The organism is Citrobacter sp. MGH 55 (assembly GCF_016906145.1).
Taxonomy (GTDB): domain Bacteria; phylum Pseudomonadota; class Gammaproteobacteria; order Enterobacterales; family Enterobacteriaceae; genus Citrobacter_A; species Citrobacter_A amalonaticus.
Genome location: NZ_CP070239.1, coordinates 1,834,274 through 1,859,339 on the forward strand (window position 1 = coordinate 1,834,274; position 25,066 = coordinate 1,859,339).

Sequence of the window (25,066 nt, forward strand, 5' to 3'; positions counted from 1 at the left end):
GCTTAGGTCAGCGCACCGCCCTGGCGGCACTGGGCAAAGCGCAGAATATCTTCTGCCAGACGATGCGCCGTCTCCACATCCGCATGGCTGCGATTGACCAGCATGCGGCTCAGACAGCCTTCCAGCACCAGTTCCATCTGTTTAGCCACCATTGCCGGATCGTCAATCTCCAGCGTGGTCAGCAGTTCGTGAGTGAAATCGTGCGCCGCGCTTTTTTGCTGATCTGCCAGTTGATGAATGGGGTGCGACGGATCGGGATAAAACGTACAGGCGGCGATAAACAGGCAGCCCGGGTAACGATTGTTACTCACGCACTCTGCCAGCGCCGTGTAGCGGGCCAGCAGCTTTTGCTCGGCACTCAGGGTGTCATCCAGCAACAGCTGGCGACGCCAGATATCCACCTGTTGGCTGAGATAGCGCAGCGCGTCATACAGAATGGCCTCTTTGTCCGGCCAGAAACGCTGCATTTCAACGAGCGGATAATCTACGCGCTCGGCCACCATCTCCAGTGTGGTGTTCGCAATCCCATGGATCTCGAGTAATTTTAGGGCTTCTCCCAGGACATCTTCACGTTGCACGGTCATTCCTCCGTCTTTACCTCTGAAAGTGTCGCTCACGGTTGGCGATCGCGCAAATGCGCACTAAATGTCGCCGCATCCATAAAGCCCGTCACCCGTGCCTGCGGGTGTTCCTGACCTTGCGTATCAAAGAACAGGATGGTTGGCAGTCCTAATACCTGCAAATGCTTCAACAGCGCCACATCCTGTGCGTTATTGGCGGTGACGTTAGCCTGTAACAGTACCGTATCGCCCAGCGCCTGTTTGACCTGTGGATCGCTGAAGGTGTACTTTTCAAACTCTTTACAGGCGACGCACCAGTCGGCGTACAGGTCCAGCATCACCGGTTTGCCTTTCGCCTTGGCCAACGCCTGATTAAGCTCCTCAACGCTTGCCACCGGTTTGAAGTCCAGATGCGCCTGTGTCTGGGTCACCGTCGTGCCAAACGCCCAGTCCTGGAGCGGACGCACGCTGACCAGCGCCGCCGCCAGCAGGATTATCTGCACGATGCGCATCCAGCTACGCGTTGCTTGCAGGCTGGTAATGAACGCCCAGCCAAAGAAAGCCACGCCCAGCAGCGACCACAGGCGTAAGCCCCACGTATCGCCGATGATGCGCTCCAGCAAAAAGGCCGGCAGCGCGAGAATAACAAAGCCAAACGCCGTTTTGACCTGCGCCATCCACGGCCCGCTTTTCGGCAGCAGATGGTTACCAAAGACGGTGACCAGCATCAGCGGCAGCCCCATCCCTAGTGCATAGAGATACAGCGTACCGCCGCCGAGCCACAGATTCCCGCTCTGAGCGATATACAACAAAATGGCGCTCAGCGGTGCGGTGGTACACGGCGAACAAATCAGCCCGGCAATCGCGCCCATCACAAACACGCCACCCGCAGAACCGCCTTGCTGACGGTTACTCATCAGCGTGAGGCGCGTTTGCAGCGACGATGGCAGTTGCAGGGTGAACAGGCCGAACATCGACAGGGCGAGCAGGGTAAAGACCACTGCCAGGCCGATTAAGACATACGGATGCTGAAGAGCCGCCTGGAACTGCAATCCGGCGGCGGCCACCACCAGCCCCAGCGCGGTATAGGTCAGCGCCATCCCCTGTACGTAGATGAATGTCAGCAGCAGTGCGCGTCCGGTGGAAAGACGCTGTTTACCGCCCAGTACGATGCCGGAAATCAGTGGATACATCGGCAGTACGCAGGGGGTAAAAGCGATACCAATACCGATCAGCAGCGCCCACAGGGCGGAGAAGGGGAGCTGAGCTGGCGCTTGCTCCGGCTGCGGCGGTTGCTGTATTGCTGCTGGCGCCACTGGTTTCGGCTTCGCGCTGGCGGTCACTTCACTTAGCGGCACGGTTTTGCTTTCCGGCGGATAACAGAAACCCGCATCGGCACAGCCCTGATACGTGACCGTTAGCGTGGCGCCAGACTGCGCCTGGTTGACGGTGACCGGAATGGTGAGCGTATTGCGATAGATTTCGCTTTTCCCGTAGAACTCATCTTCATGCCAGACGCCCGCTGGCAGCGTCACTTCCGCGATTTCCGCCCGTGCAGGGGTAATACTGATCTGCTTGCGATACAGGTAATACCCGTCTTTCACCTGCCAGGTGAGATTAAGATCGTGTTGGTTTTGCTGAAAGTCAAAGGCAAAGGCCTGGTCAGCAGGGACAAAATTCGAGCGACCCGGCGCGTCGAAAAGTCCGGCAAAAGTCGATGTGCTGCAAAAAAGCAGGATCAGCGTAAGGATGCGTTGAGCCATGAGAGGTAATCACTGTCTCCGTGGGTAACGGGTAAAACCAGAAGCTCGGGCGTTTGATACGGGTGATGAGACTTCAGGCAATCGAGTAAGGCGTCCTGGTGTGCCACCGAGGTTTTTAAGATCATCTGGACTTCGTATTCCTGCTCCAGTTTTCCTTCCCAGTAATACAGCGAGGTGGCACCGGGAATAATCGTGGCGCAGGCCGCCAGTTTTTCTGCCAGCACTTTGGCCGCCAGATCCTGGGCGGTGGCTTCATCCGGCGCGGTACAGAGTACAACAACGGCATCGGAGAGGGCGATATCCTGACGACTCACATCATGCATAAACACCTCGAATGAACAGAATGACCGGCAAAAGAGTGGTCACTATACAACGGACGAGGGAAGGATGTTAGACAAAGGGGAGGGAAATGCGGGGCGTGAACACGCCCCGCAGGTAACACTTACAGCATGAAACTGCCCAGCAGGAAGCCGAAGCAAACCGCCAGTAACACACCCAGCGTACCAGGGATGAAGAACGGGTGGTTAAAGACAAATTTACCGATACGCGTTGTCCCGGTGTCATCCATCTGTACCGCCGCAACCAGCGTTGGGTAAGTAGGCAGAATGAACAGACCAGAAACTGCAGCGAAAGACGCAACGGCAGTCAGCGGAGAAACGTTCAGCGCCAGCGCCATCGGCATCAGTGCTTTAGCGGTTGCCGCCTGAGAGTACAGCAGTGCAGAAGCAAAGAAGAAGATGACAGCCAGCAGCCACGGATGGCCCTGAATCACTTCACCTGCAGTGTCTTTGATCCAGTCAATATTGTGAGACACGAAAGTGTCACCCAGCCATGCAACGCCCAGAATACAAATACAGGCGCTCATACCGGCTTTGAAGGTGCTGGAGTTGAGGATGGCGTCGGTTTCCACTTTGCACATGATCGTGGTCAGCGTCGCGACGCTCAGCATGATGATCAGGATAGCGTTGGTGGTGTTCATCAGCGGTTTCTCAACCAGACCGAGGCTCGGGCTGTTGATGATCGCATAAACCACTACGCACACTACGCCCAGCAGGAACAGCCAGACGGAGTTCTTGGCCATAGGTTTGATTTCGATCTGCTTCTCACCGCGCAGCTCAATCAAACCCTCTTCCAGACGTTTGCGGTATACCGGATCGTCAGAGAGCCTGGAGTTGAACAGCATGGTCACGAGGAAGGACATTACCAGCACCGCCAGCAGCGTGGACGGAATGACCACAGACAGCAGGTGGATGTAGCTAATGCCATGGCCTTCCATGACCGAAGACATGTAGACGACCGCAGCAGAGATAGGCGATGCAGTGATCGCTATCTGAGCGGAAACCACCGCGGTGGAGAGCGGACGGCAAGGCTTGATGCCCTGTTCCTTCGCCACTTCAGCGATAACCGGCAGCGTTGCCAGGGAGATGTTCCCGGTGCCTGCAAAAATAGTCAGGAAATAGGTCACGATCGGTGCAAGGATCGTGATGTATTTTGGATTCCGACGCAGCAGTTTTTCTGTCTGGTTAACCAGATAGTCCAGACCGCCCGCAACCTGCATCGCGGAGATAGCAGCGATAACCGCCATGATGATGGAAATCACATCGAACGGAATGTTACCCGGTTTCACGCCGATAGCGGCAAGAACCAGAACACCCAGTCCACCTGCAAATCCAATCCCGATGCCCCCAAGTCTGGCGCCCAAAAAGATTGCCAGCAAAACAATGATAAGTTCGACAACTATCATATTAGCCTTCCTTGTTGTTTAACAAGTTGATATTAAATTGTTGTTATTTAGTAACTTCTTATAAGAAAAAAGGCACGTCATCTGACGTGCCCTCCATGGTACTACCCTGTACGATTACTGTTCGTTTTCATCAGTATAGCGTTTTGCTTTATAAGCCGGGTGCATCAGGTTCTGCGCGGAGAAAATATCGTCCAGCTCAGCTTCAGTCAACAGACCGCGCTCCAGCACCACTTCACGTACGCTCTTACCGGTTTCGGCACAAATCTTACCGACGATGTCGCCGTTGTGGTGGCCGATGAACGGGTTGAGGTAGGTGACGATGCCGATAGAGTTGTAGACATACCCTTCGCACACTTCTTTGTTAGCGGTAATACCGTTAACACATTTCTCCAGCAGGTTGTAGCAGGCGTTGCTCAGGATGTGAATCGATTCAAACATCGCCTGACCAATCACTGGCTCCATCACGTTCAGCTGCAGCTGACCGGCTTCAGACGCCATGGTGACGGTGATGTCGTTACCGATGACCTTGAAGCACACCTGGTTGACGACTTCCGGTACAACCGGGTTCACTTTCGCTGGCATGATAGAAGAGCCCGCCTGCAGTTCCGGCAGGTTGATCTCGTTCAGGCCGGCACGTGGGCCAGAGGAGAGCAAGCGCAGGTCGTTACAGATTTTGGACATCTTCACCGCCAGGCGTTTCAGCGCGCCGTGTACCATCACGTAAGCGCCGCAGTCAGAGGTCGCTTCGATCAGGTCTTCAGCAGGAACGCAGGCAAAGCCAGTGACTTCCGCCAGTTTCTGTACTGCCAGCGGAGAGTACTCTTTCGGGGTATTCAGACCGGTACCGATAGCCGTTGCGCCGAGGTTAACCTCCAGCAGCAGTTCAGCGGTACGCTCGATGTTTTTCACTTCTTCTTTCAGCAGTACGCTGAAAGCACGGAATTCCTGACCCAGGGTCATCGGAACCGCATCCTGCAACTGGGTACGACCCATTTTCAGGATGTCCTGGAATTCGACAGCTTTACGCTCAAAGCCTTCACGCAGTTGGTTGATAGCATCGACCAGTTTTACGATAGAAGCGTAAACGGCGATGCGGAAACCGGTTGGGTAGGCGTCGTTAGTAGACTGACATTTGTTCACGTGGTCGTTCGGGTTCAGGTACTGATATTCACCTTTCTGGTGACCCATCAGCTCCAGCCCGATATTGGCCAGCACTTCGTTGGTATTCATGTTAACGGAGGTGCCTGCACCGCCCTGGTAAACGTCTACCGGGAACTGGTCCATGCATTTGCCGTTATTCAGGACTTCATCACATGCAGCAATGATGGCGTTCGCTACACTTTTAGGGATGGTCTGCAACTCTTTGTTTGCCAGAGCAGCGGCCTTCTTAACCATTACCATGCCGCGCACAAATTCAGGGATGTCACTGATTTTGTTGTTGCTGATGTAGAAGTTTTCAATCGCTCTCAGAGTGTGAACACCATAGTAGGCTTCGGCTGGAACTTCCCTGGTACCCAACAGATCTTCTTCGATACGAATGTTGTTTAACATGTGAACCTTCTTTATTTAAAGCTGCCAATGAATGCACTAAACACACAGAATATATGTGGTTTCGATTGTTTCTTGACCGACGATTATCCCCTACATCGGTCTGGTCAACGAGATCATATTCTGCTTCAGAAATTGTGCCGTAATCTGGATCACTTTAAGTGTGGTAAATTACTCCTTAATTATTATTTTGTGAAATAGGTCACCGCTTTAGGATTATCTCTAAAAATAAGTGTACAAATAGCTTGAAATTTTGCGAACTACCCCTACATCCGACTAATGCGAATCGCAACTATTTTCGGGCCGACGTGGGCATCACGGCGGTCGTTTGAGGAGAATCCTTTTGCGCTGGATACCGTTACTTGCAGTCTTTCTCTATGTTTATATTGAGATTTCTATCTTTATTCAGGTTGCCCATGTGATGGGTGTACTGATGACGCTCATACTGGTGATCTTCACCTCGGTCATCGGCATGTCGCTGGTACGCAACCAGGGATTTAAGAACTTTTTGCTGATGCAGCAGAAAATGGCGGCAGGAGAGAGCCCGGCTGAAGAGATGATCAAGAGTGTTTCGCTGATCATCGCGGGTCTGTTGCTGTTGTTGCCAGGCTTTTTCACCGACTTCCTCGGTCTTCTTCTTTTATTACCACCGGTGCAGAAGCATCTGACGATGAAGCTGCTGCCGCATTTGCGTTTTTCCCGGATGCCGGGTGGCGGCTTTAGCGCCGGAACCGGCGGTGGCGACACCTTTGACGGTGAGTTCCAGCGCAAAGATGAAGAACGTGACCGTATCGAACACAAAGACGATCGTCGCGACTGATTCCCGTAGGCCCGGTAAGCGTAAGCGCCACCGGGCATTTTCGTAGAACCGGCCTATAAGTGATGTTCAACCTTTTTTCGTTGTGGCAAAAACAGCCACAGTATCGCCAACATAATCAGCGCATACAGACTCTTCCAGCCGACCATTGCCAGTAACAGAAGGCATAGTAATCCGCCCACCATCGCCAGCGCGCGATACCGCCCTTTCAACAGGCGACACCCTGCTAGCATGCACAACAGATAGATCATGATAAAGATGCCGTTGGCATAGACGATGAGCGCATCGAGATTGATCTCTAACGCATAAATGCACAGCGTACTGACCACGCAGCAGCTCAGCACGGCATTGAGCGCGTTGCGTGGAATATGACGAGAGGAGAGACGGGCCAGATAATGGTCCGGTTTGTATTGCGCCTGTGACCACACCAGACGGGCAAAACTCTGAATATAAATATTGAGGCTGGCAAAGCAGGCCAGATAACCGATCACACAGGCTACCCACAGCGCCTGAACGCCAAACAATTGCACGACAATTTCCGGTAATGAGGCCGCCGCTGCCATCGTTTCGCCATAGGCATCAAAGTGCAGAACCACAACGGTGCAGGCCCAATAGACCGAACCGGCCAGCAGCAGACCCATCATCAGTGCGCGCGGGAAATCCCGTTCGGGGTCTTTGAATTCTGAGGCCAGATGGGCGAACGCTTCCAGACCGACGAAGCACCAGAACATCACCGATAGCGCGGAGAATAACCCCGACATTTCAATATCGGCTGGCGCAGGGAAAGGAATCTCTGCCGGTGTGAGGTCGCCAGCCCACCAGATAGCGACAATCAGCGCCACGATCAGACCGGCAATCACCGTTTGCAGGTTTGCGCTGGAGCTCGCGCCGCGTGAACCGATAAACCACACCAGCGCCAGGGTACCCAGTTCGGCCAGCAATAGTTGCCAGCCGTGCCAGCCAAACATCGCCTGACCAAACCCGGCGGCAATGTGCAGCGCGGCGGGAAGACCCACGGGAATGACGGACAAAAACAGCCAGCCGGTGACCCGTTCAAGATGTGGGCCAAACGCCATGCCGACGAAATGTGCGACGCCGCCTGCGCTGGGGTAATGTCGGCCTAGCAGGGCAAACACAATCGCAACGGGAAACACCAGCACAATCAAAACTGGCCAGGCCCACAGGCTGTTGTTGCCTGCTACCAGTGCCGCCAGGGCCGGGACGGCAAACACGCCTGTTCCCAATAATGATGTCGACAACAGGCCAATACCCTGAGCCAATCCAAGCTCTTGTTTCAGTCCACTCATGAGTTGTTATCCGTTTGCGCCTGAATGCCAGGCCACTGCGCAGGTTTTCGATGTTATCACAATCATATTTGCTTATGACGCCAGCGATTAAATAGGCGAGAAATGTGAGGTAAGTAGGGTTTTTACAGGATTTTTTGCTGATCAGAATTTTTTTTCACATTGCCCCTTGAAGGGGCAAAAACCCATCCCCATCTCTCTGGTCACTAGCCGGGAACCTTAGCGGGCCGGCGTCACCCATAACTGATAATGACTTTCTCAAAGGAGAGCTATCAATGAGTATTCGTCCGTTACATGATCGCGTGATCGTTAAACGTAAAGAAGTTGAGTCCAAATCTGCTGGCGGCATCGTTCTGACCGGTTCTGCAGCGGGTAAATCAACTCGTGGCGAAATCATCGCTGTCGGTAAGGGTCGCATCCTGGATAACGGTACCGTGCAACCGCTGGACGTGAAAGTCGGCGACATCGTGATTTTCAACGATGGTTACGGTGTGAAATCTGAGAAGATCGACAATGAAGAAGTGTTGATCATGTCTGAAAGCGACATCCTGGCAATTGTTGAAGCGTAATCCGCGAACGACACTGAACATACGAATTTAAGGGAAAGAGAAAATGGCAGCTAAAGACGTAAAATTCGGTAACGACGCTCGTGTGAAAATGCTGCGCGGCGTAAACGTACTGGCAGACGCAGTGAAAGTCACCCTCGGTCCGAAAGGCCGTAACGTCGTTCTGGACAAATCCTTCGGCGCACCGACCATCACTAAAGATGGTGTTTCCGTAGCACGTGAAATCGAACTGGAAGACAAGTTCGAAAACATGGGCGCGCAGATGGTGAAAGAAGTCGCCTCTAAAGCGAATGACGCAGCAGGCGACGGTACCACCACTGCGACCGTACTGGCTCAGTCCATCATCACCGAAGGTCTGAAAGCCGTTGCTGCGGGTATGAACCCGATGGACCTGAAGCGTGGTATCGACAAAGCGGTTGCGGCTGCGGTTGAAGAACTGAAAGCGCTGTCCGTACCGTGCTCCGACTCTAAAGCCATTGCTCAGGTGGGTACCATCTCTGCTAACTCCGACGAAACCGTAGGTAAACTGATCGCAGAAGCGATGGACAAAGTCGGTAAAGAAGGCGTGATTACCGTGGAAGACGGTACCGGTCTGCAGGACGAACTGGACGTCGTTGAAGGTATGCAGTTCGACCGTGGCTACCTGTCACCGTACTTCATCAACAAACCGGAAACTGGCGCAGTAGAACTGGAAAGCCCGTTCATCCTGCTGGCTGACAAGAAAATCTCCAACATCCGCGAAATGCTGCCGGTTCTGGAAGCCGTTGCGAAAGCAGGCAAACCACTGCTGATCATCGCTGAAGATGTGGAAGGCGAAGCGCTGGCAACGCTGGTGGTTAACACCATGCGCGGCATCGTGAAAGTGGCTGCGGTTAAAGCTCCTGGTTTCGGCGATCGTCGTAAAGCGATGCTGCAGGATATCGCGACTCTGACTGGCGGTACCGTGATCTCTGAAGAGATCGGTATGGAGCTGGAAAAAGCAACGCTGGAAGACCTGGGTCAGGCAAAACGCGTTGTGATCAACAAAGACACCACCACCATCATCGATGGCGTGGGTGACGAAGCGGCAATCCAGGGTCGTGTGACTCAGATTCGTCAGCAGATCGAAGAAGCCACCTCCGACTACGACCGCGAAAAACTGCAGGAGCGCGTAGCGAAACTGGCAGGCGGCGTGGCAGTCATCAAAGTTGGTGCTGCGACTGAAGTTGAAATGAAAGAGAAAAAAGCCCGCGTTGAAGATGCCCTGCACGCGACCCGTGCTGCGGTAGAAGAAGGCGTGGTTGCCGGTGGTGGCGTGGCGCTGATTCGCGTAGCCTCCAAAATCGCTGGCCTGAAAGGTCAGAACGAAGATCAGAACGTCGGTATCAAAGTTGCGCTGCGCGCAATGGAATCTCCGCTGCGTCAGATCGTTCTGAACTGCGGCGAAGAACCGTCTGTTGTCGCTAACACCGTGAAAGCGGGTGATGGCAACTACGGTTACAACGCAGCGACCGAAGAATACGGCAACATGATCGATATGGGTATCCTGGATCCAACCAAAGTCACCCGTTCTGCTCTGCAGTACGCGGCTTCTGTGGCTGGCCTGATGATCACCACCGAGTGCATGGTAACCGACCTGCCGAAAGGCGACGCGCCTGACTTAGGTGCTGCTGGTGGTATGGGCGGCATGGGTGGTATGGGCGGCATGATGTAATCGCCTACACCCTGCATCCTTCAGGCTGCAGGGTGTTAATCTCCCAGAAATGAGAAACCCTCGGGCAGAAATGTTCGGGGGTTTTTCTTTTGGTCATCTTTTTAGTATAAGATTCAGTGACGGACAAAACGTCCAGCTCATTGATTATGGGGAATAACATGCACGTGAAATATTTAGCAGGGATCGTCGGTGCCGCGCTACTGATGGCGGGTTGTAGCTCCAGCAACGAACTGAGTTCCGCAGGGCAAAGCGTTCGCTTTGTGGAAGAGAAGCCAGGCGCTGAATGTCAGTTGATTGGCACGGCCACCGGGAAGCAAAGCAACTGGCTTTCAGGTCAGCACGGTGAAGAAGGCGGTTCTATGCGTGGTGCGGCAAATGACCTGCGCAACCAGGCAGCAGCGATGGGCGGCAACGTGATTTATGGCGTCAGCAGCCCGAGCCAGGGCATGTTATCCAGCTTTGTCCCGACCGCCAGTGAGATGATTGGCCAGGTTTATAAGTGCCCTAATTGATTACACTTCATCCTTCAACCAGCCTCTTTGTTGGCTGCGCTGTGAAACCCCAGTCACATAGTTATCTATGCTCCTGGGGATTTCTTCGCTTGCCGCCGCGATTCTGATTGAATGATTTTGTGTAATGACTCGAAGTTATGTCGTAGGCCTGATAAGCGTAGCGCCATCAGGCGTGCTGTGTTGCGGCGTTAACGGACTGAACCCGTAAATGATGTAGCGCGCGCAGGCATTGCTCCTGGGTCAGCGTATGCGCTTTATTGGCCGTCAGCGTTCTGACAGAGACCTGACACGGTTTACCTGCCAGCTTTTTCAGCCTCGGGCTAAAGTCGAGTACACGACGGGAAATGGCTTCCGCCTCTTTACTACCCGATGGAACGCGGGTTTTCACGACAGCGCCGCAGAACCGTTCCTTTCCTGTTTCATCCGTAAAACGATAAAGTACCGCAAGATAATGCGTGAAAAGCGCGTGTTTCCACTCTGACTGCGTGTAGGCGTCGTATTCCAGTCGCTCATGGTCCAGACAGTCCGCATCGTACAGCGGCAAAAAATCCAGCAACGAGGAGATCCTCAGTGCCAGTTCCCGCATACCCGCGTTCTCTATCGCCCGAATAATGGCATACACCAAAGTATCAATCTGCAATTCGTTCACCCGCAGGTCGCAGGTTGTGCCATCGTGAAGCGTGAAGGTCAGTGTGATGTTGTCACCACTCGCGTCAGTTAAGGCGACGGCGGTGACACGACGATGAATATCCGCATGTCGAAGTTCGTTTTCCACCATCGCGGGAATGTTTTCCTGCATTTTCTTGCTGATAGCATCGCGCGTTTTTTCGTAGTGCTGACGTTCGGCAGCGTTCAGTTGCTGTTTCTGGTACAGACGACTTTCCACGGCAATCAGCAGATCGCGTAATTCCAGCGCAGGTAGAAAAAACAGCGATTCCTTGTTCCTTAGCTCTTTAATTTTCAGCGCCAGCGCGATGAATTCGTTCGCTTTACGAATAACACCCGTATTCACTCCTTTGATACTGATAGCCATAACGGTTCTCCCTCACCAATAATAAATTCAGCGATTAGTTGCGACTTATACATATGATTTTTAAATATATAGTTCGCAAGGTGTCGCTAAAATAGCATACAGAATGGGGGAATCCGGGGTTTTGGCGACAGGTGTCCGGATACGGACACCTGATTGCGAGGTTATTGTTGACGCAGTTGTAAATCCAGTGGCGTTTTACTCGGTTCGCCGCCAATTTCCCGCGCCAGTTTGGGCACCATATAACCCGAGACCAGGGTGAGCAGTTCACGCACAATCTGGCGCGCGTCATCATCCGTCACCATGAAATGCGCCGCCCCTTGCACTTTATCCAGCACGTGCAGGTAATAGGGCATGACGCCCGCATCAAACAGCGCATTACTTAGGTTCGCCAGCGTCTGCGCGTTATCATTGACGCCACGCAACAGGACGCTCTGATTGAGCAGCGTAACGCCTGCGATGCGTAGTTTCGCCATTGCTTGTCGAAACGCGTCATCCACCTCGTTAGCGTGGTTAATGTGATTAACCAGCAGGATCTGCAGCGAAGAACGGGTGAAGCGGGCAACCAGCCCCTCCGTAATCCTCGCAGGGATGACGATGGGCAGGCGGCTGTGAATACGCAGTCGTTTGATATGGGGAATGGCTTCCAGTTGTGTGAGCAGCCAGTCCAGCTCATGATCTTTGGCCATCAGCGGATCGCCGCCGGAGAAAATGATCTCATCCAGCTCGGTGTGCGCGTTAATGTAGTCCAGCGCCGTCTGCCAGTTTCGCTTATTTCCCTGATTTTCGGCGTACGGAAAGTGGCGACGGAAGCAATAGCGACAATTTACCGCACAGCCGCCTTTCACCAGCAGCAGCGCCCGGTTACGGTATTTATGCAGCAGTCCCGGTACGACGCTATGCTGTTCTTCCAGCGGATCGGTGGAGAAACCCGGCGCGGTAATAAACTCATCTTCGGAGGTAAGTACCTGACGTAAAAGCGGATCGTCAGGATTGCCTTTTTCCATACGTGCGATAAATGCACGCGGCACGCGCAGGGCGAACAGCCGTTTGGCGTCGCGTCCAGCCAACAGTTTTTCATCTGCGTCTATATTCAAAAGACGCAGGAGTTCATCGGGATTGGTCACAACATCGGCAAGTTGCGATAACCAATCTTCTCTGGATGGGGTATTTAGGGTTACAATATGCGCCATTTTGTGGCTTAGCTACCAGTTAACAATTTTCAGAGGGCCTTATGGCAACGTACTATAGCAACGATTTTCGTGCTGGTCTTAAAATCATGTTGGACGGCGAACCTTATGCGGTTGAAGCCAGCGAATTCGTTAAACCAGGTAAAGGTCAGGCTTTTGCGCGCGTGAAACTGCGTCGCCTGCTGACCGGTACTCGCGTTGAGAAAACCTTCAAGTCGACTGACTCTGCTGAAGGCGCTGACGTTGTAGATATGAACCTGACTTACCTGTACAACGACGGCGAGTTCTGGCACTTCATGAACAACGAAACCTTCGAGCAGCTTTCCGCAGATGCTAAAGCGATTGGCGATAGCGGAAAATGGTTGCTGGATCAGGCTGAGTGCATCGTGACCCTGTGGAACGGTCAGCCTATCTCCGTGACGCCGCCGAACTTTGTTGAACTGGAAATCGTTGATACCGATCCGGGTCTGAAAGGCGATACCGCTGGTACAGGTGGTAAGCCAGCAACGCTGTCTACTGGCGCCGTAGTTAAAGTGCCTCTGTTCGTTCAGATTGGCGAAGTGATTAAAGTGGATACGCGTTCAGGCGAATACGTTTCCCGCGTTAAATAATCCGCGCGTTTAGCTCATTATGGTGCAGCAACTTTGCTGCGCCATTGTTTATCCAGGGCAGGAATGATGAAACGTCTTCTCGGTCTTGTAACACTGATTCTTCTCACCACCTCGTTGCTGGCGGGCTGCAATACCGCGCGCGGCTTTGGTGAGGATATTAAGCACCTCGGCAATTCCATTTCCCACGCGGCCAGTTAATTTTCTTCTCATCGTCCTAAAAAGCGTCTATCTCCCGGCATTGTTCGGGATCTTGTCTATGATTAAGTGGCACTACACAAATAACATTGGCTAGAAAAGGAAGACGTTATGGTTAAAAAGACAATTGCAGCGATCTTTTCTGTGTTAGTACTTTCCTCCGTGTTGACTGCGTGTAACACCACACGTGGTGTGGGCGAAGACATCTCCGACGGCGGCAACGCTATTTCAGGCGCAGCAACCAAAGCTCAGCAGTAACGGTGAAAACGGTACGGCAGTGTTGTCGTGCCGTTAATTTTTCAGTTCGGCTGGCGCAAGAAACGGCGAAAAGCGATTATCCATGTGTAACTTCATGCGGATATTGCGTTTGTAGGTGTACACCGTTTTGCCATGAATACTGAGCGCACAGGCAATAGCGTTGTTACTCGCCCCCTCCATCCACATCGTCAGTACTTTCTCTTCTTGTGGTGTAAGCAGCGTCGAGGCATTGCCGGGCGCTTCCGATACCGAGCCGCTCAGCAGGGCGTTGTGGATATTTTCAGCCAGTATCGCCAAAGAGACCTGCTTGGTTAATGACGCACAGACAGGATAGCGCTGCGTCTCTACCATCACGCCTCCTGACTCCAGTAATATCAACGGACTGCTGCCGCAGGCGAGTAAAAATGGGGCAATGGACTCGGCCGACAGGGTGTCGTTGAGAAAACCGTATAAGTCCGCAATAACCAGGTGAGGTTTCCACTGCTGGATGTGCTCTTTAACCAGTAAGAGATTATTGAGCCCAGAGACCAGAAACGACGTATTAAAGAGTTCGGAATGATTAAGCCATGCCTCGATCCCTGTGCGGGTGAAGTGGCAACGGTCAATCACTAATATTTTCAACATAGCGTTTTCGCATTCAGAAGTAAGGCAAATGGCTTCCTGACTTCAGAAAGCGTCCCATCATAGAGAAGTCGGATGAGTGCTGAATGCGCAAAATACGCAGCGAAATGCGCCTAATTCAAGCTTTTAGGTGCGGAAAGATAAAAATGTTGAAATTCACCGCCGCTCGGGCAAGAATGTTTTTTCCACCTTCAGCTTTGCAGGACGACCTGCGAACGCTTCTTTCATCGGGGACGGCCCCATTTCTCTGGAGCCTGATATGTCCTGGATAATCTTATTAATCGCCGGTCTGCTTGAAGTCGTTTGGGCGGTGGGGCTGAAATATACCCACGGTTTTAGTCGCCTGACACCGAGTATCATCACCATTGCCGCGATGATCGTCAGTATGGCGCTCCTTGCGTGGGCGATGAAAACGCTACCCGTGGGTACCGCGTATGCCGTGTGGACAGGGATTGGCGCCGTCGGTGCCGCCATCACCGGTATTCTGCTGCTGGGCGAATCGGCCAATCCCATGCGTCTGGCAAGTCTGGCGTTAATCGTTGTCGGTATTATTGGTCTGAAATTAAGCACCCACTAATCGCCGGGCTGCTTCACCCAGATAAGTTTATTGACATCAAACCCTTCCCGGGTCGCGACGGCCAGCATCTGCTGCTTCATTTCGTCAGAAATGGTTGGCGTGCGGGCGAGTATCCACAAGTAGTCGCGATCCGGGCCGCAGACCAGCGCGTGTCGGTACTCTCTGTCGAGCGCGATAACGTTATACCCGCCGTAGAAAGGCCCAAAGAACGAAACCTTCAGCGCTGCGCGGCTTGGGTCACCGGTAAAATAGGCTTTTCCTTCACTTTGCTGCCATCTGTTCCTGTCCGGATTCCAGCCTTTATTGATGACAGTAAGGCCACCGTCATCGCGCTGGCTATAAGTCGCCGTGACCTTCTCCAGTCCGCGTTCAAAGCGATGATCAAAGCGGGCAATTTCGTACCAGGTTCCGAGATAGCGTTTGGCATCGAAGTTATTCACCACGGTAACGCCCTGTGGCGGGGTTGGGGTACTACAGGAGACCACCAGACACGCAGCGGTTACAGCGGCAACGATGGGGAGCAGGCGCATAGTTTTATCCTTAGGGTGTTTTTTCCTAAGTGTAGAACCTGGCGGGGGAAATAATGGCGGGAATGATAAAAACGCCCTCTTATCAGCAGACAAGAGGGCGGATGACGTTAGACGGACAGAATGCCAATCGCCGTGACGACGGTCAGGATGGCTGCCAGACCGTAGAACACCCATTTGCCAGCCGGCACATGGATTTTCAGGTCATGCATCGCGTGGTGCATACGGTGTAAGCCACACCACAGCGGCAGGACAATCATCAGGAACAGGAAAGCACGGCCGATAAAGCTCTGAGCAAACGCCAGAACACGCTCATAGCTCAGGGCATCGCCCGGGAACAGACCCAGCGGCAGCAGAATCCCCACCAGCAGAACCATCACTGGCGCGATAATCGCACCCCACATACCGCCTGCGCCAAACAGACCCCAGAATACGGGTTCGTCAGAACGTTTTGGATTTGGATTAATCATCCCGGACTCCTTACCAGAACAGGGCAACAAACAGTATGACTACGGTCGCCACCACAGTAACCGCCCAGAGACCTTTGATGATCGGCTCTGGCCCCATTTTTTCGTCTTTTACGATGATGTTGGCGGCTTTCGGCGCCAGCTCAAACCAGGTTTTGGTGTGCAGCAATGCTGCAGCCAGGGCGATCACGTTGAGGATCACCACCACCGGGTTTTGCAGAAAACCGACGAAGCCCGCCCAGGATTCGACACCATGCTTCAGTGCGAACAGGCCGAAAATCAGCTCAATGCTGAACCAAACTGCTGGAACGGCTGTGCCTTCGCGCAGCATGTAAAAGCGATAAAACGGCAATTTTTTCCACCAGGTGGACGTCATCGGCCGCACATAGGGTTTGCGTTTAGTCGTCATGTTGCACTCCTTAGCGTGGTTTCAGGGTAGCGATAAGAAAGTCTTTCGAGCTTTCTACTTTACCCTGCTGAATGGCAGCCGCCGGATCGACGTGCTTCGGACAAACTTCGGAGCAGTAGCCCACGAAAGTACAGGTCCATACGCCGTTCGGGCTGTTCAACTGTGCCATACGCTCCTTCTTACCGTGGTCGCGGCTATCTTCGTTGTAACGATGCGCCAGGGTAATTGCAGCCGGTCCGATGAACTCAGGGTTCAGGCCGAACTGCGGACATGCGGCATAGCACAGACCACAGTTGATGCAACCAGAGAACTGGTGATACTTCGCCATCTGCGCCGGGCTCTGGATATTTGGCCCCTGATCCGGCGTACGCGGGTTACCGATGATGTACGGCTTAATTGCTTCCAGACTTTCGATAAAGTGCGTCATATCGACGACCAGATCGCGCTCAATCGGGAAGTTACCCAGCGCTTCCACCTTAATACCGTTGGTGTAATCACGCAGGAAGGTTTTGCACGCCAGTTTCGGCACGTTGTTGACCATCATGCCGCAGGAGCCGCAGATCGCCATACGGCAGGACCAGCGATAGCTGAGGTCTGGCGCCAGGTTATCTTTGATGTAGCCCAGCGCATCCAGCAGTGACGTGGTTTCATCATAAGGCACTTCATAGAAAGCACTGTGCGGCGCGGTGTCGGTCTCAGGGTTATAACGCACCACCTCAACTTTCAGGTTTTTCATCTCAGCCATTAGCCTTCTCCTTCTTATCGGCTGCTTCCGCTTCGCCACCGTAAACACGTTTTGCCGGCGGCAGCGTGGTGATTTTCACGTCGCTATAGTCGAGGCGAGTCGTGCCATCAGCATCGCGGAAGGCGAGAGTATGTTTGAGGAAGTTGACGTCGTCACGTTCGGTGCAACCTTCGTCCAGACGTTGGTGTGCGCCGCGTGATTCCTTACGCGCCAGCGCGGAATGCGCCATACACTCAGCGACGTTCAGGCCGTGACCCAGCTCGATGGTGTACAGCAGATCGGTATTGAATACGCTGGAGGTGTCAGTGATGCGAACGCGCTTGAAGCGCTCCTGCAGTTCGGCCAGCTTATCCACGGTTTTCTGCATGAGTTCCGGTGTACGGTAAATACCGCAACCTTCTTCCATCGAAAGCCCCATTTCGTCGCGGATCTTCGACCAGTTCTCGTTACCTTCCTGGTTGACCAGGTCTTTCAGACGTTGTTCAACGCCAGCAACCTGTGCGTCAAGGGCGGCGTCGTTAGCAGTGCCCGCCGTTGCTGCACGCTCCATCGCCTGCTCGCCTGCCAGACGACCAAAGACCACCAGCTCAGCCAGAGAGTTAGAGCCCAGACGGTTCGCGCCGTGCAGACCCACAGAAGAACATTCGCCGACGGCAAACAGACCTTTGATGCGGGTTTCGCAGTTCTGATCGGTTTCGATACCGCCCATGGTGTAGTGCGCGGTCGGACGCACCGGAATCGGTTCTTTCACTGGATCGACGCCCACATAGGCTTTCGCCAGTTCACAGATGAACGGCAGACGTTCCAGCAGTTTCTTCTCGCCCAGATGACGCAGGTCGAGATGTACAACATCGCCACGCGGCGTGGAGATGGTGTTGCCTTTACGCCATTCGTGCCAGAAAGCCTGAGAAACTTTGTCGCGCGGACCGAGTTCCATATATTTGTTTTTCGGCTCGCCCAGCGGAGTTTCCGGACCCATGCCGTAATCCTGCAGATAACGGTAGCCGTTTTTGTTGACCAGAATACCGCCTTCACCACGACAGCCTTCCGTCATCAGAATACCGGAGCCCGGCAGACCGGTCGGGTGATACTGAACAAATTCCATGTCACGCAGTGGAACGCCGTGGCTCAGCGCCATGCCCATGCCGTCACCGGTCACGATGCCGCCGTTGGTGTTATAGCGATACACACGGCCTGCGCCGCCTGTCGCCATTACTACCGCGTTAGCACGAATCTGTACCAGCGTGCCTTCCATCATGTTCATCGCCACCAGGCCGCGAGCATGACCATCATCGACCAGGATATCCAGGACGAAGTGTTCGTCAAAGCGTTGGATCTGCGGGAACTGCAGAGAAGTCTGGAACAGGGTATGCAGCATATGGAAGCCGGTTTTATCCGCAGCAAACCAGGTACGCTCAATTTTCATCCCGCCAAAGCGACGAACGTTGACGCTACCGTCTTCGCGACGACTCCACGGGCAGCCCCATTGTTCCAGTTGGGTCATTTCGGTAGGACAGTGGTGGACAAAATAATCCACGACATCCTGTTCACACAGCCAGTCTCCGCCCGCTACCGTATCGTGAAAATGGTAGTCGAAGCTGTCATGATCCTGGGCGACAGCAGCTGAGCCCCCTTCAGCAGCCACGGTGTGACTGCGCATTGGGTACACTTTTGAAATCAGTGCGATTTTTGCATTAGGATTTGCCTGCGCTGCGGCAATTGCAGCGCGTAATCCCGCGCCACCGGCGCCTATAATGGCAAGATCGGCTTGAAAGGTTTGCACGACATTCCTCCAGATTATTGTAATTTCGCCACCACATATTTCGGGTAAAACCCCTGAAACAGGTGGGGTGCGAATGCGTTTCCACTGCTCCTTTATAGGTACAACAGTATAGTCTCTGCGATGAGTGGGAAATTTGACGTGTTCGATTTTTTTAGCGTGTCAGAGGCCGGAATTATCAGTGATCTTGATTAATTTAATTACTAAACCATCGCTTTACGGTTTTTTAACTCTTCAGCCGTGTCGGAGTATTCCTGAGCAAAATTTGTTTCATTGCCGCGTTACGAGTAGACTTCGTGCCCTTGTCTTAAACTGGAGAAAGAACCATGAGCGAAACGGCAACCTGGCAGCCGAGCGCGTCCATACCTAACCTGTTAAAACGCGCGGCAATTATGACGGAAATTCGTCGTTTCTTTGCCGATCGCGGCGTGCTGGAGGTTGAGACGCCCTGCATGAGCCAGGCGACGGTCACAGACATTCATCTGTTCCCGTTCGAAACGCGTTTCGTCGGCCCCGGTCACTCTCAAGGGATGAACCTCTATTTAATGACCAGCCCGGAATATCACATGAAGCGTCTGCTGGTGGCAGGGTGTGGTCCGGTCTTTCAGCTGTGTCGTAGCTTCCGTAATGAAGAGATGGGGCGTCATCACAACCCCGAATTTACTATGCTCGAGTGGTATCGTCCCCATTACGACATGTACCGGTTGATGAACGAAGTGGATGATTTGTTGCAGCAGGTGCTGGAATGCCCGGCGGCGGAGAGCCTCTCTTATCAACAAGCGTTCCAGCGTCATCTGGAGATTGATCCGCTGTCTGCGGATAAAACGCAGCTGCGTGAAGTTGCCGCAAAGCTGGATTTAAGCAACATTGCCGATACGGAAGAAGATCGCGATACCTTACTGCAACTGCTGTTTGCGATGGGCGTTGAGCCGCACATTGGTAAAGAGAAACCGACGTTTGTGTATCACTTCCCGGCAAGCCAGGCATCACTGGCGCAGATCAGTACGGAAGATCACCGTGTGGCAGAGCGTTTTGAGGTCTACTACAAAGGAATTGAACTGGCGAATGGTTTCCATGAGTTGACGGATGCGCGTGAACAGCAGCAACGTTTTGAACAGGATAACCGTAAGCGTGCCGCGCGCGGACTGCCGCAGCAGCCGATCGATAATAATCTGATTGAGGCGTTGAAAGTTGGCATGCCGGACTGTTCTGGCGTCGCACTGGGTGTGGATCGTCTGGTGATGCTGGCGCTGGGCGCAGAAAGCCTCGCGGAAGTGATCGCGTTTACTGTTGATCGCGCATAACTTGTTCAATCAAAAAAGCAAAGCGGCGTGTTTTTTCTCGCCGCTTTAAAGAATGCTTTTCAGTTAATATTTAACGCCCACATTTTATTTTTGTAACTTCTACCTTAAGGTTTCAACGTTAAGTCGCTGTAGATGGTTAGTATGAACGACTTCATCATATATTTATTTTACACAAGATATTTATTTAATCATTAGATGGACATTAATTGCAGAAGCTATATTGTTCTTTATATATAACGCGCTGTGTGAATATATAAACAGCATTATATATTTTCTTGTGTTTATAGATGGCTTGAATATCTTATTGTAATAAGATTGTGTTAGGCTGACATGCGTTTTTATAATTGTGATGTCTATCCCATCCTGAGTAGTTACGAAAGAGCTATTGTCTTTTCAATAGTGAGGTCTATCATAGGGTTGTTATCGTGATCAGTTCGCCTCCTTTTTGTGATATTGATGAATATGGTTTCCCTCATTGGAATGGTTGGGATTGTTTCCGTTGGTATGCGTTGCCTACTAATTGGCATTTTATGACAGGAAAAGCATATCTTTGGTATTACAAAACAGCCTGGTTAGTATATCATCGAATAAAAATTAAACAATATACTTATGAAGCGCGAATACCTGAATTACTCCTTGCGGGTGTTGCGGTTGCTGAAGTAGGGGGAACTCCGGAGAGATTCAAAGGTGTTGGCGTTCTGCAATTCAGACAAGTAATTGAAGAGATCCTGGGAAAGAACAACAATGAGTTGTCCAATGCAACATCTGTTGGTTCTATCGCGATCCAGATAGGCGTCGCTGCCAGAACAATCGGTATTCACCCAAACACGCTTTCGCATTTTCAGCAATTTAGGTTATCACAATGCTTACTCGATGACAGTTTTAACATTCGTGTTGTAGCATTCCATTTACATGACCTTATTCTCTATGATAATCCAGATACTGATACTCTTCACCTGACTGATGAGCAAATTATATTAGCGGGGTCCAGATATAATCGCGGAATTATTCGGGCCAAACAAGATATTATTCTCTCGATTAGTGAATTACCGGGCTCTCCAGATCGTGAATATAGTGAATATGGCCGGCGAATTATAGAAAAGAAAGATATTCTACAAAAGATTTTGCGAGGAAATTAAATGAACTGGAAAGCCTTTGTTTTGAATTTTATAGGAGGTGTGGTTTGTATTTTATTGATAACCATGTTATCAACGCAAAGTAAGGAATGGTTTATCGATGGAAGGGAGATTAAAAACATCTGTGATGTCATGATGTATATTGAAAATGACGATATTCGCGAAGCTGGAATGTTCATAACACTACCTCTCTTTATTCCATTCCTCTATGTGATTATATGGAAAAAACATCGCCGTATTTGGCAATATTTTGTTGTGTTAACTCTGCTGAGTTTTTGGTTATGGCGTTTTATTATTCGATATCATTTATGCCTCTAAAAAGTAGAGATTGGCTGATAGAATACAACCAACCTCTGCTGATACACGTACAAACGATTTACAAACTCCCCGCCGGACGACTTCTTCTGCCGGCAGAACTGAGCGTTTTCCCTGTTTGTCGGCCATTCAAACTTTCCAGACGCATCTGGAATGGCGGGAACGGCATATCGATACCGTGCTCGCGGAAGCCTGCCAGAATCAACTGGTGGATTTCATGGCGCAGTGGCATGCGATGACCCATCTCGGCGGCATAGATACGCAGTTCGAAGATCTGAATCCCCTGTTGTAAGTCCACAAGGAAGACTTCTGGCGCCGGGTTATCGATGACTAACGAGCAGCGGTGTGCGGCGGTTAGCAGGATTTGCGTCACCTCTTCGCTGTTCACATCGGATGGGGCCGGAATGGTCAGCACCACGCGTGTCACGGAATCAGACAGCGACCAGTTGATGAACTGCTCGGTGATAAACGCTTTGTTCGGCACGATGATCTCTTTGCGGTCCCAGTCGCTGATGGTCGTCGCGCGGGTATTGATCTTCGTTACGCTGCCTGTCAGATCGCGAATGGTCACGGTGTCACCAATACGAATCGGCTTTTCAAACAGGATGATCAGGCCGGAGATAAAGTTGGCGAAAATTTCCTGCAAACCAAAGCCCAGACCGACGCCGAGTGCCGCCACCAGCCATTGCAGTTTCGCCCACTCAATCCCGATCATCGAGAAGCCCACCAGACCGCCAATTAACATCAGCAGGTACTTGGTGATGGTGGTAATGGCATAGCCGGTACCCGGCGTGAGATCGAGGTGTTGTAGCAACGCCAGCTCGAGAAGCGCAGGCAGATTACGCACCAGTTGGGTGGTGATGATAAACACCAGAATCGCGATCAGCACCGCGCCCAGCGTAATGGGTTCTAAACTTTCAACCCCTTGCACCGTCGAGGTGACGTCCCACAGCGAGATGTTTTCGAGGAAGCCGAATGCGGAGTGAATTTCCGACCACAGCACAATGACCGACAGCAGGGCGATCAGCATCAGGATGGAGCGCACCAGACGGAGCGACTGGGCGCTGATAGCATCAAGATCAACTTCGCTCTCATCAACGTCGATGGTCCCTTCCAGACTGGTTGAATGAGCCGGTTCTTCTTCACCACGGGCGCGCTGGGCCAGCATTTCCGCGCGGCGGTGCTTGGCACGGTCAAAGGCCAGTCTGCGACGCTGAATCAGCATCCAGCGGCGAATGACGTGGTAAATCACCAGCAGCAGGAACCAGATGGCGACGGAGGTTTCCAGTCGCGCCAGCAGCGCCTGTGACGTCGCCAGATAACCCACGGCGGCAGCCAGTATCGCCACCACCGGCGCGCCTATCATCAGGTTCCACAGCATGCTGTTCACGATATTGTCGCCGCTGCCTTCTTTATCGAGATAGAGCGGGATCCCGGCTTTTTTCAGGCTCAGGGTGACCAGCGCCAGCGCGCCGCAAATCAGCATAAAGCACAGGCGACCGAGCGAGCCGGAGAACTCCCGATCGTTCAGGTTATCGAACATGATGAGCGCCATGATTAGCGGTACGATAAGCCCGATACTCATCAGGTAATAACGCATCGCACGCGACACGCGTTCGCGCGGCCAGCCGAAGTGGGCGATAAACAGGCCATTGGGCCGGGCAAATGTCGCGCAAATCATCACTACCCACAGCAGCGGCACCGTCGCCGTGACGCCATCGCCTATCGCGACGGCAAGCGGATAAGGCCAGGCCTCGCGTAGTCCGTATCCCAGCGTCATCCACAGTACTGGCAGCGGCGAGGCCACCAGTATCGACCAGAACACGGTACGAAGCGTCAGCCAGAAGTGATCCTGCGTCACCTTGCCCACTCGGGCGGCAGAACGCTCCAGAAAACGGGTAAAGTGGCGACGCGAGTAAATGCTGAACCCGACCAGAATCAACGCGCCAAACAGTGGCAGCAGGGTATCTCTGCTGGTCAGCATCATCACGCTGGCCTGACCTAACTGGCTGAAGGTGTCGAGTGAGATCAGCCGACGCAGATCCTGCACGATATCTATTGGCCAGGAAAATGACATTGGGCGAACGTCTGAGGTCCAGAACAGATAGCGGTGGGTCGCTTCGTTCACCTCTTTCAACGCATCTTCAAGCTGGCTATTGGAGACCTTCAGCTTGGTCAGTTCGAGGATCAGCGTGTCGCCGCCCTGTAACAGCGAATTCAGCAGCTCACGTTGGGTGCGCAGTTGCGCCTCAAGAATACGGTTTTGTTCAGCGGTGAGCGGCTGCCCGTCCGCCTGATGGAGCTGGCGCAGCTGAGGCTGCTTATTGAGCTGATCTTCATAGCGCAGACGCTGGACGCGCAGTTGCGCCATTTCAGTATCCAACTGCTGGGGTTTGGGCATTTCCGGCAGACGTGCCACCTGGGCGCGTAACGCTTCACCCAACAGGTTAGACGAGCCTAACCATTGCGACTGTTCACGCAACGTCGTCAACGCCTGACGTACCTGCTGAGTCTGGCTGGCGGCCTGACGTTGCTGAGAGGCGACGAGATCCATGCGCTGCGCCTGCTGATTCAGCGCGGCTGACAGTTCCCGGTTCACTTTGAACTGGGCGACAATATCCGGCGGTAAATCAGCGCTGTTCTCCGCCAGTAACTCGGTACTTTCCAGCGCCCGTTCGGCTTCACGCTGGCGCTGGCTGTTGAGCTGATTGCGCAGCGCCTGTAAATACGCATCCAGTTGCTGGCTCTGTTTTTCCGCCAGTTCCGAGCGCATACGCGCCAGTTCCTGACGGTTGTTGGCCGACAACTGCGCCAGCTCCAGCTCATCAACCAGCGCTTTCAGGCCGGCGGATTCAGCCTGCATGCTGAAATTTTGCGCCTGGTTGAGCGGGGTGTTGCCGGTGGCGCTGCCAATACGGCGTTCAATTTCGTTGAGCTGTCGGCGGGCATCGGTTTGCTGCTGAGGCAGTTGGCTTAATGAGTCGGCAATCTCACGGGCGCGTTCCTGCTCCTGCTGGGCCTGACGGCTTTTTTCCAGCAACTGGCTACTGACCTGGAGAATTTCCTGATTCAGCGCATCAGTCGTCATGCCCGGCGATACGCTGCGGGGTTCATCGCGCAGGTTGGTTAACTGCGCGCGCAGGCTGGCGGACATTTTCGGGAAATTATCGATAACCTGCTGATATTGCTGTGCGCGTTCGAGAGAACCTTTACGTTCCTCGAGCGCGTTCAACGCAGACTGAAGGGCTTCAACAACATCAGGCTGAGCAGGCTTTGCGGATTTCGCCTGCTCCAGTTCCTGAGTGATTTGTTTGGCGTCGGGGGCGGTTGCAGCGTACGCCCCTTGGCTGAGGCACCAGGCCATCAGAAACGCGATAATCAGGCGCACAGCAAC

At 52.9% G+C, this 25,066-nt stretch carries 26 protein-coding genes; 11 read left to right on the top strand and 15 right to left on the bottom strand.

Annotated elements, in window-relative coordinates; genetic code table 11:
* Positions 1-2 precede the first annotated feature (2 nt).
* The 5 genes from JTI98_RS07260 to aspA all read right to left on the bottom strand — a co-directional run bounded on the left by JTI98_RS07260 (position 3) and on the right by aspA (position 5,618).
* Positions 3-578, bottom strand: coding sequence for a transcriptional regulator (locus JTI98_RS07260; protein ID WP_044327889.1), 576 nt, complete (start codon positions 576-578; stop codon positions 3-5).
* A gap of 35 nt (positions 579-613) precedes the next feature.
* Positions 614-2,323, bottom strand: coding sequence for a protein-disulfide reductase DsbD (locus JTI98_RS07265; protein ID WP_216082082.1), 1,710 nt, complete (start codon positions 2,321-2,323; stop codon positions 614-616).
* Positions 2,299-2,646, bottom strand: coding sequence for a divalent cation tolerance protein CutA (gene cutA / locus JTI98_RS07270; RefSeq protein WP_044257253.1), 348 nt, complete (start codon positions 2,644-2,646; stop codon positions 2,299-2,301). Before cutA ends, JTI98_RS07265 begins: the two co-directional genes overlap by 25 nt.
* Before the next feature lie 119 nt (positions 2,647-2,765).
* On the bottom strand, positions 2,766-4,067 hold the full coding sequence (gene dcuA / locus JTI98_RS07275) for an anaerobic C4-dicarboxylate transporter DcuA (protein WP_042999157.1): 1,302 nt from the start codon (positions 4,065-4,067) through the stop codon (positions 2,766-2,768).
* Between the two features lie 114 nt (positions 4,068-4,181).
* Entirely contained in the window at positions 4,182-5,618 is a 1,437-nt protein-coding gene (aspA, locus tag JTI98_RS07280; protein WP_042999158.1) for an aspartate ammonia-lyase, read from the bottom strand.
* 340 nt (positions 5,619-5,958) lie between these two features.
* On the opposite strand from aspA, the gene JTI98_RS07285 reads away from it, so the two are divergent.
* On the top strand, positions 5,959-6,435 hold the full coding sequence (locus JTI98_RS07285) for an FxsA family protein (RefSeq protein WP_042999159.1): 477 nt from the start codon (positions 5,959-5,961) through the stop codon (positions 6,433-6,435).
* 53 nt (positions 6,436-6,488) lie between these two features.
* Here the strand turns inward: JTI98_RS07285 and yjeH are convergent, their stop codons facing one another.
* Entirely contained in the window at positions 6,489-7,739 is a 1,251-nt protein-coding gene (gene yjeH / locus JTI98_RS07290) for an L-methionine/branched-chain amino acid transporter (RefSeq protein WP_109739545.1), read from the bottom strand.
* Positions 7,740-8,011: 272 nt separating this feature from the next.
* On the opposite strand from yjeH, the gene JTI98_RS07295 reads away from it, so the two are divergent.
* The 3 genes from JTI98_RS07295 (at position 8,012) to JTI98_RS07305 (ending at position 10,507) form a co-directional block, all read left to right on the top strand.
* Positions 8,012-8,305, top strand: coding sequence for a co-chaperone GroES (locus JTI98_RS07295; protein WP_000027827.1), 294 nt, complete (start codon positions 8,012-8,014; stop codon positions 8,303-8,305).
* Positions 8,306-8,348: 43 nt separating this feature from the next.
* Complete coding sequence (gene groL / locus JTI98_RS07300; RefSeq protein WP_003025464.1) at positions 8,349-9,995, top strand: chaperonin GroEL; 1,647 nt, start codon at positions 8,349-8,351, stop codon at positions 9,993-9,995.
* 158 nt (positions 9,996-10,153) lie between these two features.
* Entirely contained in the window at positions 10,154-10,507 is a 354-nt protein-coding gene (locus JTI98_RS07305; protein WP_042999161.1) for a DUF4156 domain-containing protein, read from the top strand.
* A 166-nt stretch (positions 10,508-10,673) separates the two neighbouring features.
* Here the strand turns inward: JTI98_RS07305 and yjeJ are convergent, their stop codons facing one another.
* Both yjeJ and epmB read right to left on the bottom strand, forming a co-directional pair.
* Positions 10,674-11,540, bottom strand: a complete 867-nt coding sequence (gene yjeJ, locus JTI98_RS07310) for a YjeJ family protein (RefSeq protein ID WP_216082083.1) — start codon at positions 11,538-11,540, stop codon at positions 10,674-10,676.
* A gap of 161 nt (positions 11,541-11,701) precedes the next feature.
* Positions 11,702-12,730, bottom strand: coding sequence for an EF-P beta-lysylation protein EpmB (gene epmB, locus JTI98_RS07315; RefSeq protein WP_104445968.1), 1,029 nt, complete (start codon positions 12,728-12,730; stop codon positions 11,702-11,704).
* A gap of 41 nt (positions 12,731-12,771) precedes the next feature.
* On the opposite strand from epmB, the gene efp reads away from it, so the two are divergent.
* The 3 genes from efp (at position 12,772) to ecnB (ending at position 13,791) form a co-directional block, all read left to right on the top strand.
* Positions 12,772-13,338 (top strand): elongation factor P, encoded by a 567-nt coding sequence (efp, locus tag JTI98_RS07320; RefSeq protein WP_042999164.1) that lies wholly within the window; start codon positions 12,772-12,774, stop codon positions 13,336-13,338.
* 63 nt (positions 13,339-13,401) lie between these two features.
* Positions 13,402-13,536 (top strand): entericidin A/B family lipoprotein, encoded by a 135-nt coding sequence (locus tag JTI98_RS07325; RefSeq protein ID WP_042999165.1) that lies wholly within the window; start codon positions 13,402-13,404, stop codon positions 13,534-13,536.
* A gap of 108 nt (positions 13,537-13,644) precedes the next feature.
* Positions 13,645-13,791, top strand: a complete 147-nt coding sequence (gene ecnB / locus JTI98_RS07330) for a lipoprotein toxin entericidin B (protein ID WP_042999166.1) — start codon at positions 13,645-13,647, stop codon at positions 13,789-13,791.
* A gap of 33 nt (positions 13,792-13,824) precedes the next feature.
* Here the strand turns inward: ecnB and JTI98_RS07335 are convergent, their stop codons facing one another.
* The gene (locus tag JTI98_RS07335) at positions 13,825-14,415 is read right to left on the bottom strand and encodes a LuxR C-terminal-related transcriptional regulator (protein WP_044328366.1); all 591 of its coding nucleotides are present in this window, start codon (positions 14,413-14,415) and stop codon (positions 13,825-13,827) included.
* A 256-nt stretch (positions 14,416-14,671) separates the two neighbouring features.
* Between JTI98_RS07335 and sugE the strand changes: the two genes are divergently transcribed.
* Entirely contained in the window at positions 14,672-14,989 is a 318-nt protein-coding gene (gene sugE, locus JTI98_RS07340) for a quaternary ammonium compound efflux SMR transporter SugE (protein ID WP_042321373.1), read from the top strand.
* Here the strand turns inward: sugE and JTI98_RS07345 are convergent.
* From JTI98_RS07345 to frdA, 5 genes are all read right to left on the bottom strand, one after another.
* Positions 14,986-15,519 carry a lipocalin family protein gene (locus JTI98_RS07345; RefSeq protein ID WP_216082084.1) on the bottom strand — a complete coding sequence of 178 codons (534 nt, stop codon included), beginning with the start codon at positions 15,517-15,519 and terminating at the stop codon, positions 14,986-14,988. The two genes, sugE and JTI98_RS07345, sit on opposite strands and share 4 nt — an antisense overlap.
* 107 nt (positions 15,520-15,626) lie before the next feature.
* Entirely contained in the window at positions 15,627-15,986 is a 360-nt protein-coding gene (gene frdD, locus JTI98_RS07350) for a fumarate reductase subunit FrdD (protein ID WP_042999169.1), read from the bottom strand.
* A 10-nt stretch (positions 15,987-15,996) separates the two neighbouring features.
* A complete protein-coding gene (frdC, locus tag JTI98_RS07355) occupies positions 15,997-16,392 on the bottom strand; it encodes a fumarate reductase subunit FrdC (RefSeq protein ID WP_042321376.1) in 396 nt (131 codons plus the stop codon).
* A gap of 10 nt (positions 16,393-16,402) precedes the next feature.
* Positions 16,403-17,137: a fumarate reductase iron-sulfur protein gene (frdB, locus tag JTI98_RS07360; RefSeq protein ID WP_042999170.1), complete on the bottom strand. Its 735-nt coding sequence runs from the start codon at positions 17,135-17,137 to the stop codon at positions 16,403-16,405.
* Positions 17,130-18,920: a fumarate reductase (quinol) flavoprotein subunit gene (gene frdA, locus JTI98_RS07365; protein WP_042999171.1), complete on the bottom strand. Its 1,791-nt coding sequence runs from the start codon at positions 18,918-18,920 to the stop codon at positions 17,130-17,132. Before frdA ends, frdB begins: the two co-directional genes overlap by 8 nt.
* A gap of 323 nt (positions 18,921-19,243) precedes the next feature.
* On the opposite strand from frdA, the gene epmA reads away from it, so the two are divergent.
* The 3 genes from epmA to JTI98_RS07380 all read left to right on the top strand — a co-directional run bounded on the left by epmA (position 19,244) and on the right by JTI98_RS07380 (position 21,675).
* Complete coding sequence (gene epmA, locus JTI98_RS07370; protein ID WP_054177263.1) at positions 19,244-20,221, top strand: elongation factor P--(R)-beta-lysine ligase; 978 nt, start codon at positions 19,244-19,246, stop codon at positions 20,219-20,221.
* Between the two features lie 428 nt (positions 20,222-20,649).
* Positions 20,650-21,360 carry a hypothetical protein gene (locus tag JTI98_RS07375; protein WP_216082234.1) on the top strand — a complete coding sequence of 237 codons (711 nt, stop codon included), beginning with the start codon at positions 20,650-20,652 and terminating at the stop codon, positions 21,358-21,360.
* Positions 21,361-21,675, top strand: a complete 315-nt coding sequence (locus tag JTI98_RS07380; RefSeq protein WP_216082085.1) for a YjeO family protein — start codon at positions 21,361-21,363, stop codon at positions 21,673-21,675. It begins immediately after the preceding gene.
* A gap of 58 nt (positions 21,676-21,733) precedes the next feature.
* On the opposite strand, the gene mscM is transcribed toward JTI98_RS07380, so the two are convergent.
* On the bottom strand, positions 21,734-25,060 hold the full coding sequence (gene mscM / locus JTI98_RS07385; protein ID WP_216082086.1) for a miniconductance mechanosensitive channel MscM: 3,327 nt from the start codon (positions 25,058-25,060) through the stop codon (positions 21,734-21,736).
* Positions 25,061-25,066 lie beyond the last annotated feature (6 nt).

Bases quoted from the DNA above. Each gene is read 5' to 3' on its own strand.
- JTI98_RS07265 (WP_216082082.1), bottom strand. From the start codon at position 2,323: ATGGCTCAACGCATCCTTACGCTGATCCTGCTTTTTTGCAGCACATCG.
- cutA (WP_044257253.1), bottom strand. From the start codon at position 2,646: ATGCATGATGTGAGTCGTCAGGATATCGCCCTCTCCGATGCCGTTGTT.
- dcuA (WP_042999157.1), bottom strand. From the start codon at position 4,067: ATGATAGTTGTCGAACTTATCATTGTTTTGCTGGCAATCTTTTTGGGC.
- aspA (WP_042999158.1), bottom strand. From the start codon at position 5,618: ATGTTAAACAACATTCGTATCGAAGAAGATCTGTTGGGTACCAGGGAA.
- yjeH (WP_109739545.1), bottom strand. From the start codon at position 7,739: ATGAGTGGACTGAAACAAGAGCTTGGATTGGCTCAGGGTATTGGCCTG.
- JTI98_RS07295 (WP_000027827.1), top strand. From the start codon at position 8,012: ATGAGTATTCGTCCGTTACATGATCGCGTGATCGTTAAACGTAAAGAA.
- groL (WP_003025464.1), top strand. From the start codon at position 8,349: ATGGCAGCTAAAGACGTAAAATTCGGTAACGACGCTCGTGTGAAAATG.
- JTI98_RS07305 (WP_042999161.1), top strand. From the start codon at position 10,154: ATGCACGTGAAATATTTAGCAGGGATCGTCGGTGCCGCGCTACTGATG.
- yjeJ (WP_216082083.1), bottom strand. From the start codon at position 11,540: ATGGCTATCAGTATCAAAGGAGTGAATACGGGTGTTATTCGTAAAGCG.
- epmB (WP_104445968.1), bottom strand. From the start codon at position 12,730: ATGGCGCATATTGTAACCCTAAATACCCCATCCAGAGAAGATTGGTTA.
- efp (WP_042999164.1), top strand. From the start codon at position 12,772: ATGGCAACGTACTATAGCAACGATTTTCGTGCTGGTCTTAAAATCATG.
- JTI98_RS07325 (WP_042999165.1), top strand. From the start codon at position 13,402: ATGATGAAACGTCTTCTCGGTCTTGTAACACTGATTCTTCTCACCACC.
- ecnB (WP_042999166.1), top strand. From the start codon at position 13,645: ATGGTTAAAAAGACAATTGCAGCGATCTTTTCTGTGTTAGTACTTTCC.
- JTI98_RS07335 (WP_044328366.1), bottom strand. From the start codon at position 14,415: ATGTTGAAAATATTAGTGATTGACCGTTGCCACTTCACCCGCACAGGG.
- sugE (WP_042321373.1), top strand. From the start codon at position 14,672: ATGTCCTGGATAATCTTATTAATCGCCGGTCTGCTTGAAGTCGTTTGG.
- JTI98_RS07345 (WP_216082084.1), bottom strand. From the start codon at position 15,519: ATGCGCCTGCTCCCCATCGTTGCCGCTGTAACCGCTGCGTGTCTGGTG.
- frdD (WP_042999169.1), bottom strand. From the start codon at position 15,986: ATGATTAATCCAAATCCAAAACGTTCTGACGAACCCGTATTCTGGGGT.
- frdC (WP_042321376.1), bottom strand. From the start codon at position 16,392: ATGACGACTAAACGCAAACCCTATGTGCGGCCGATGACGTCCACCTGG.
- frdB (WP_042999170.1), bottom strand. From the start codon at position 17,137: ATGGCTGAGATGAAAAACCTGAAAGTTGAGGTGGTGCGTTATAACCCT.
- epmA (WP_054177263.1), top strand. From the start codon at position 19,244: ATGAGCGAAACGGCAACCTGGCAGCCGAGCGCGTCCATACCTAACCTG.
- JTI98_RS07380 (WP_216082085.1), top strand. From the start codon at position 21,361: ATGAACTGGAAAGCCTTTGTTTTGAATTTTATAGGAGGTGTGGTTTGT.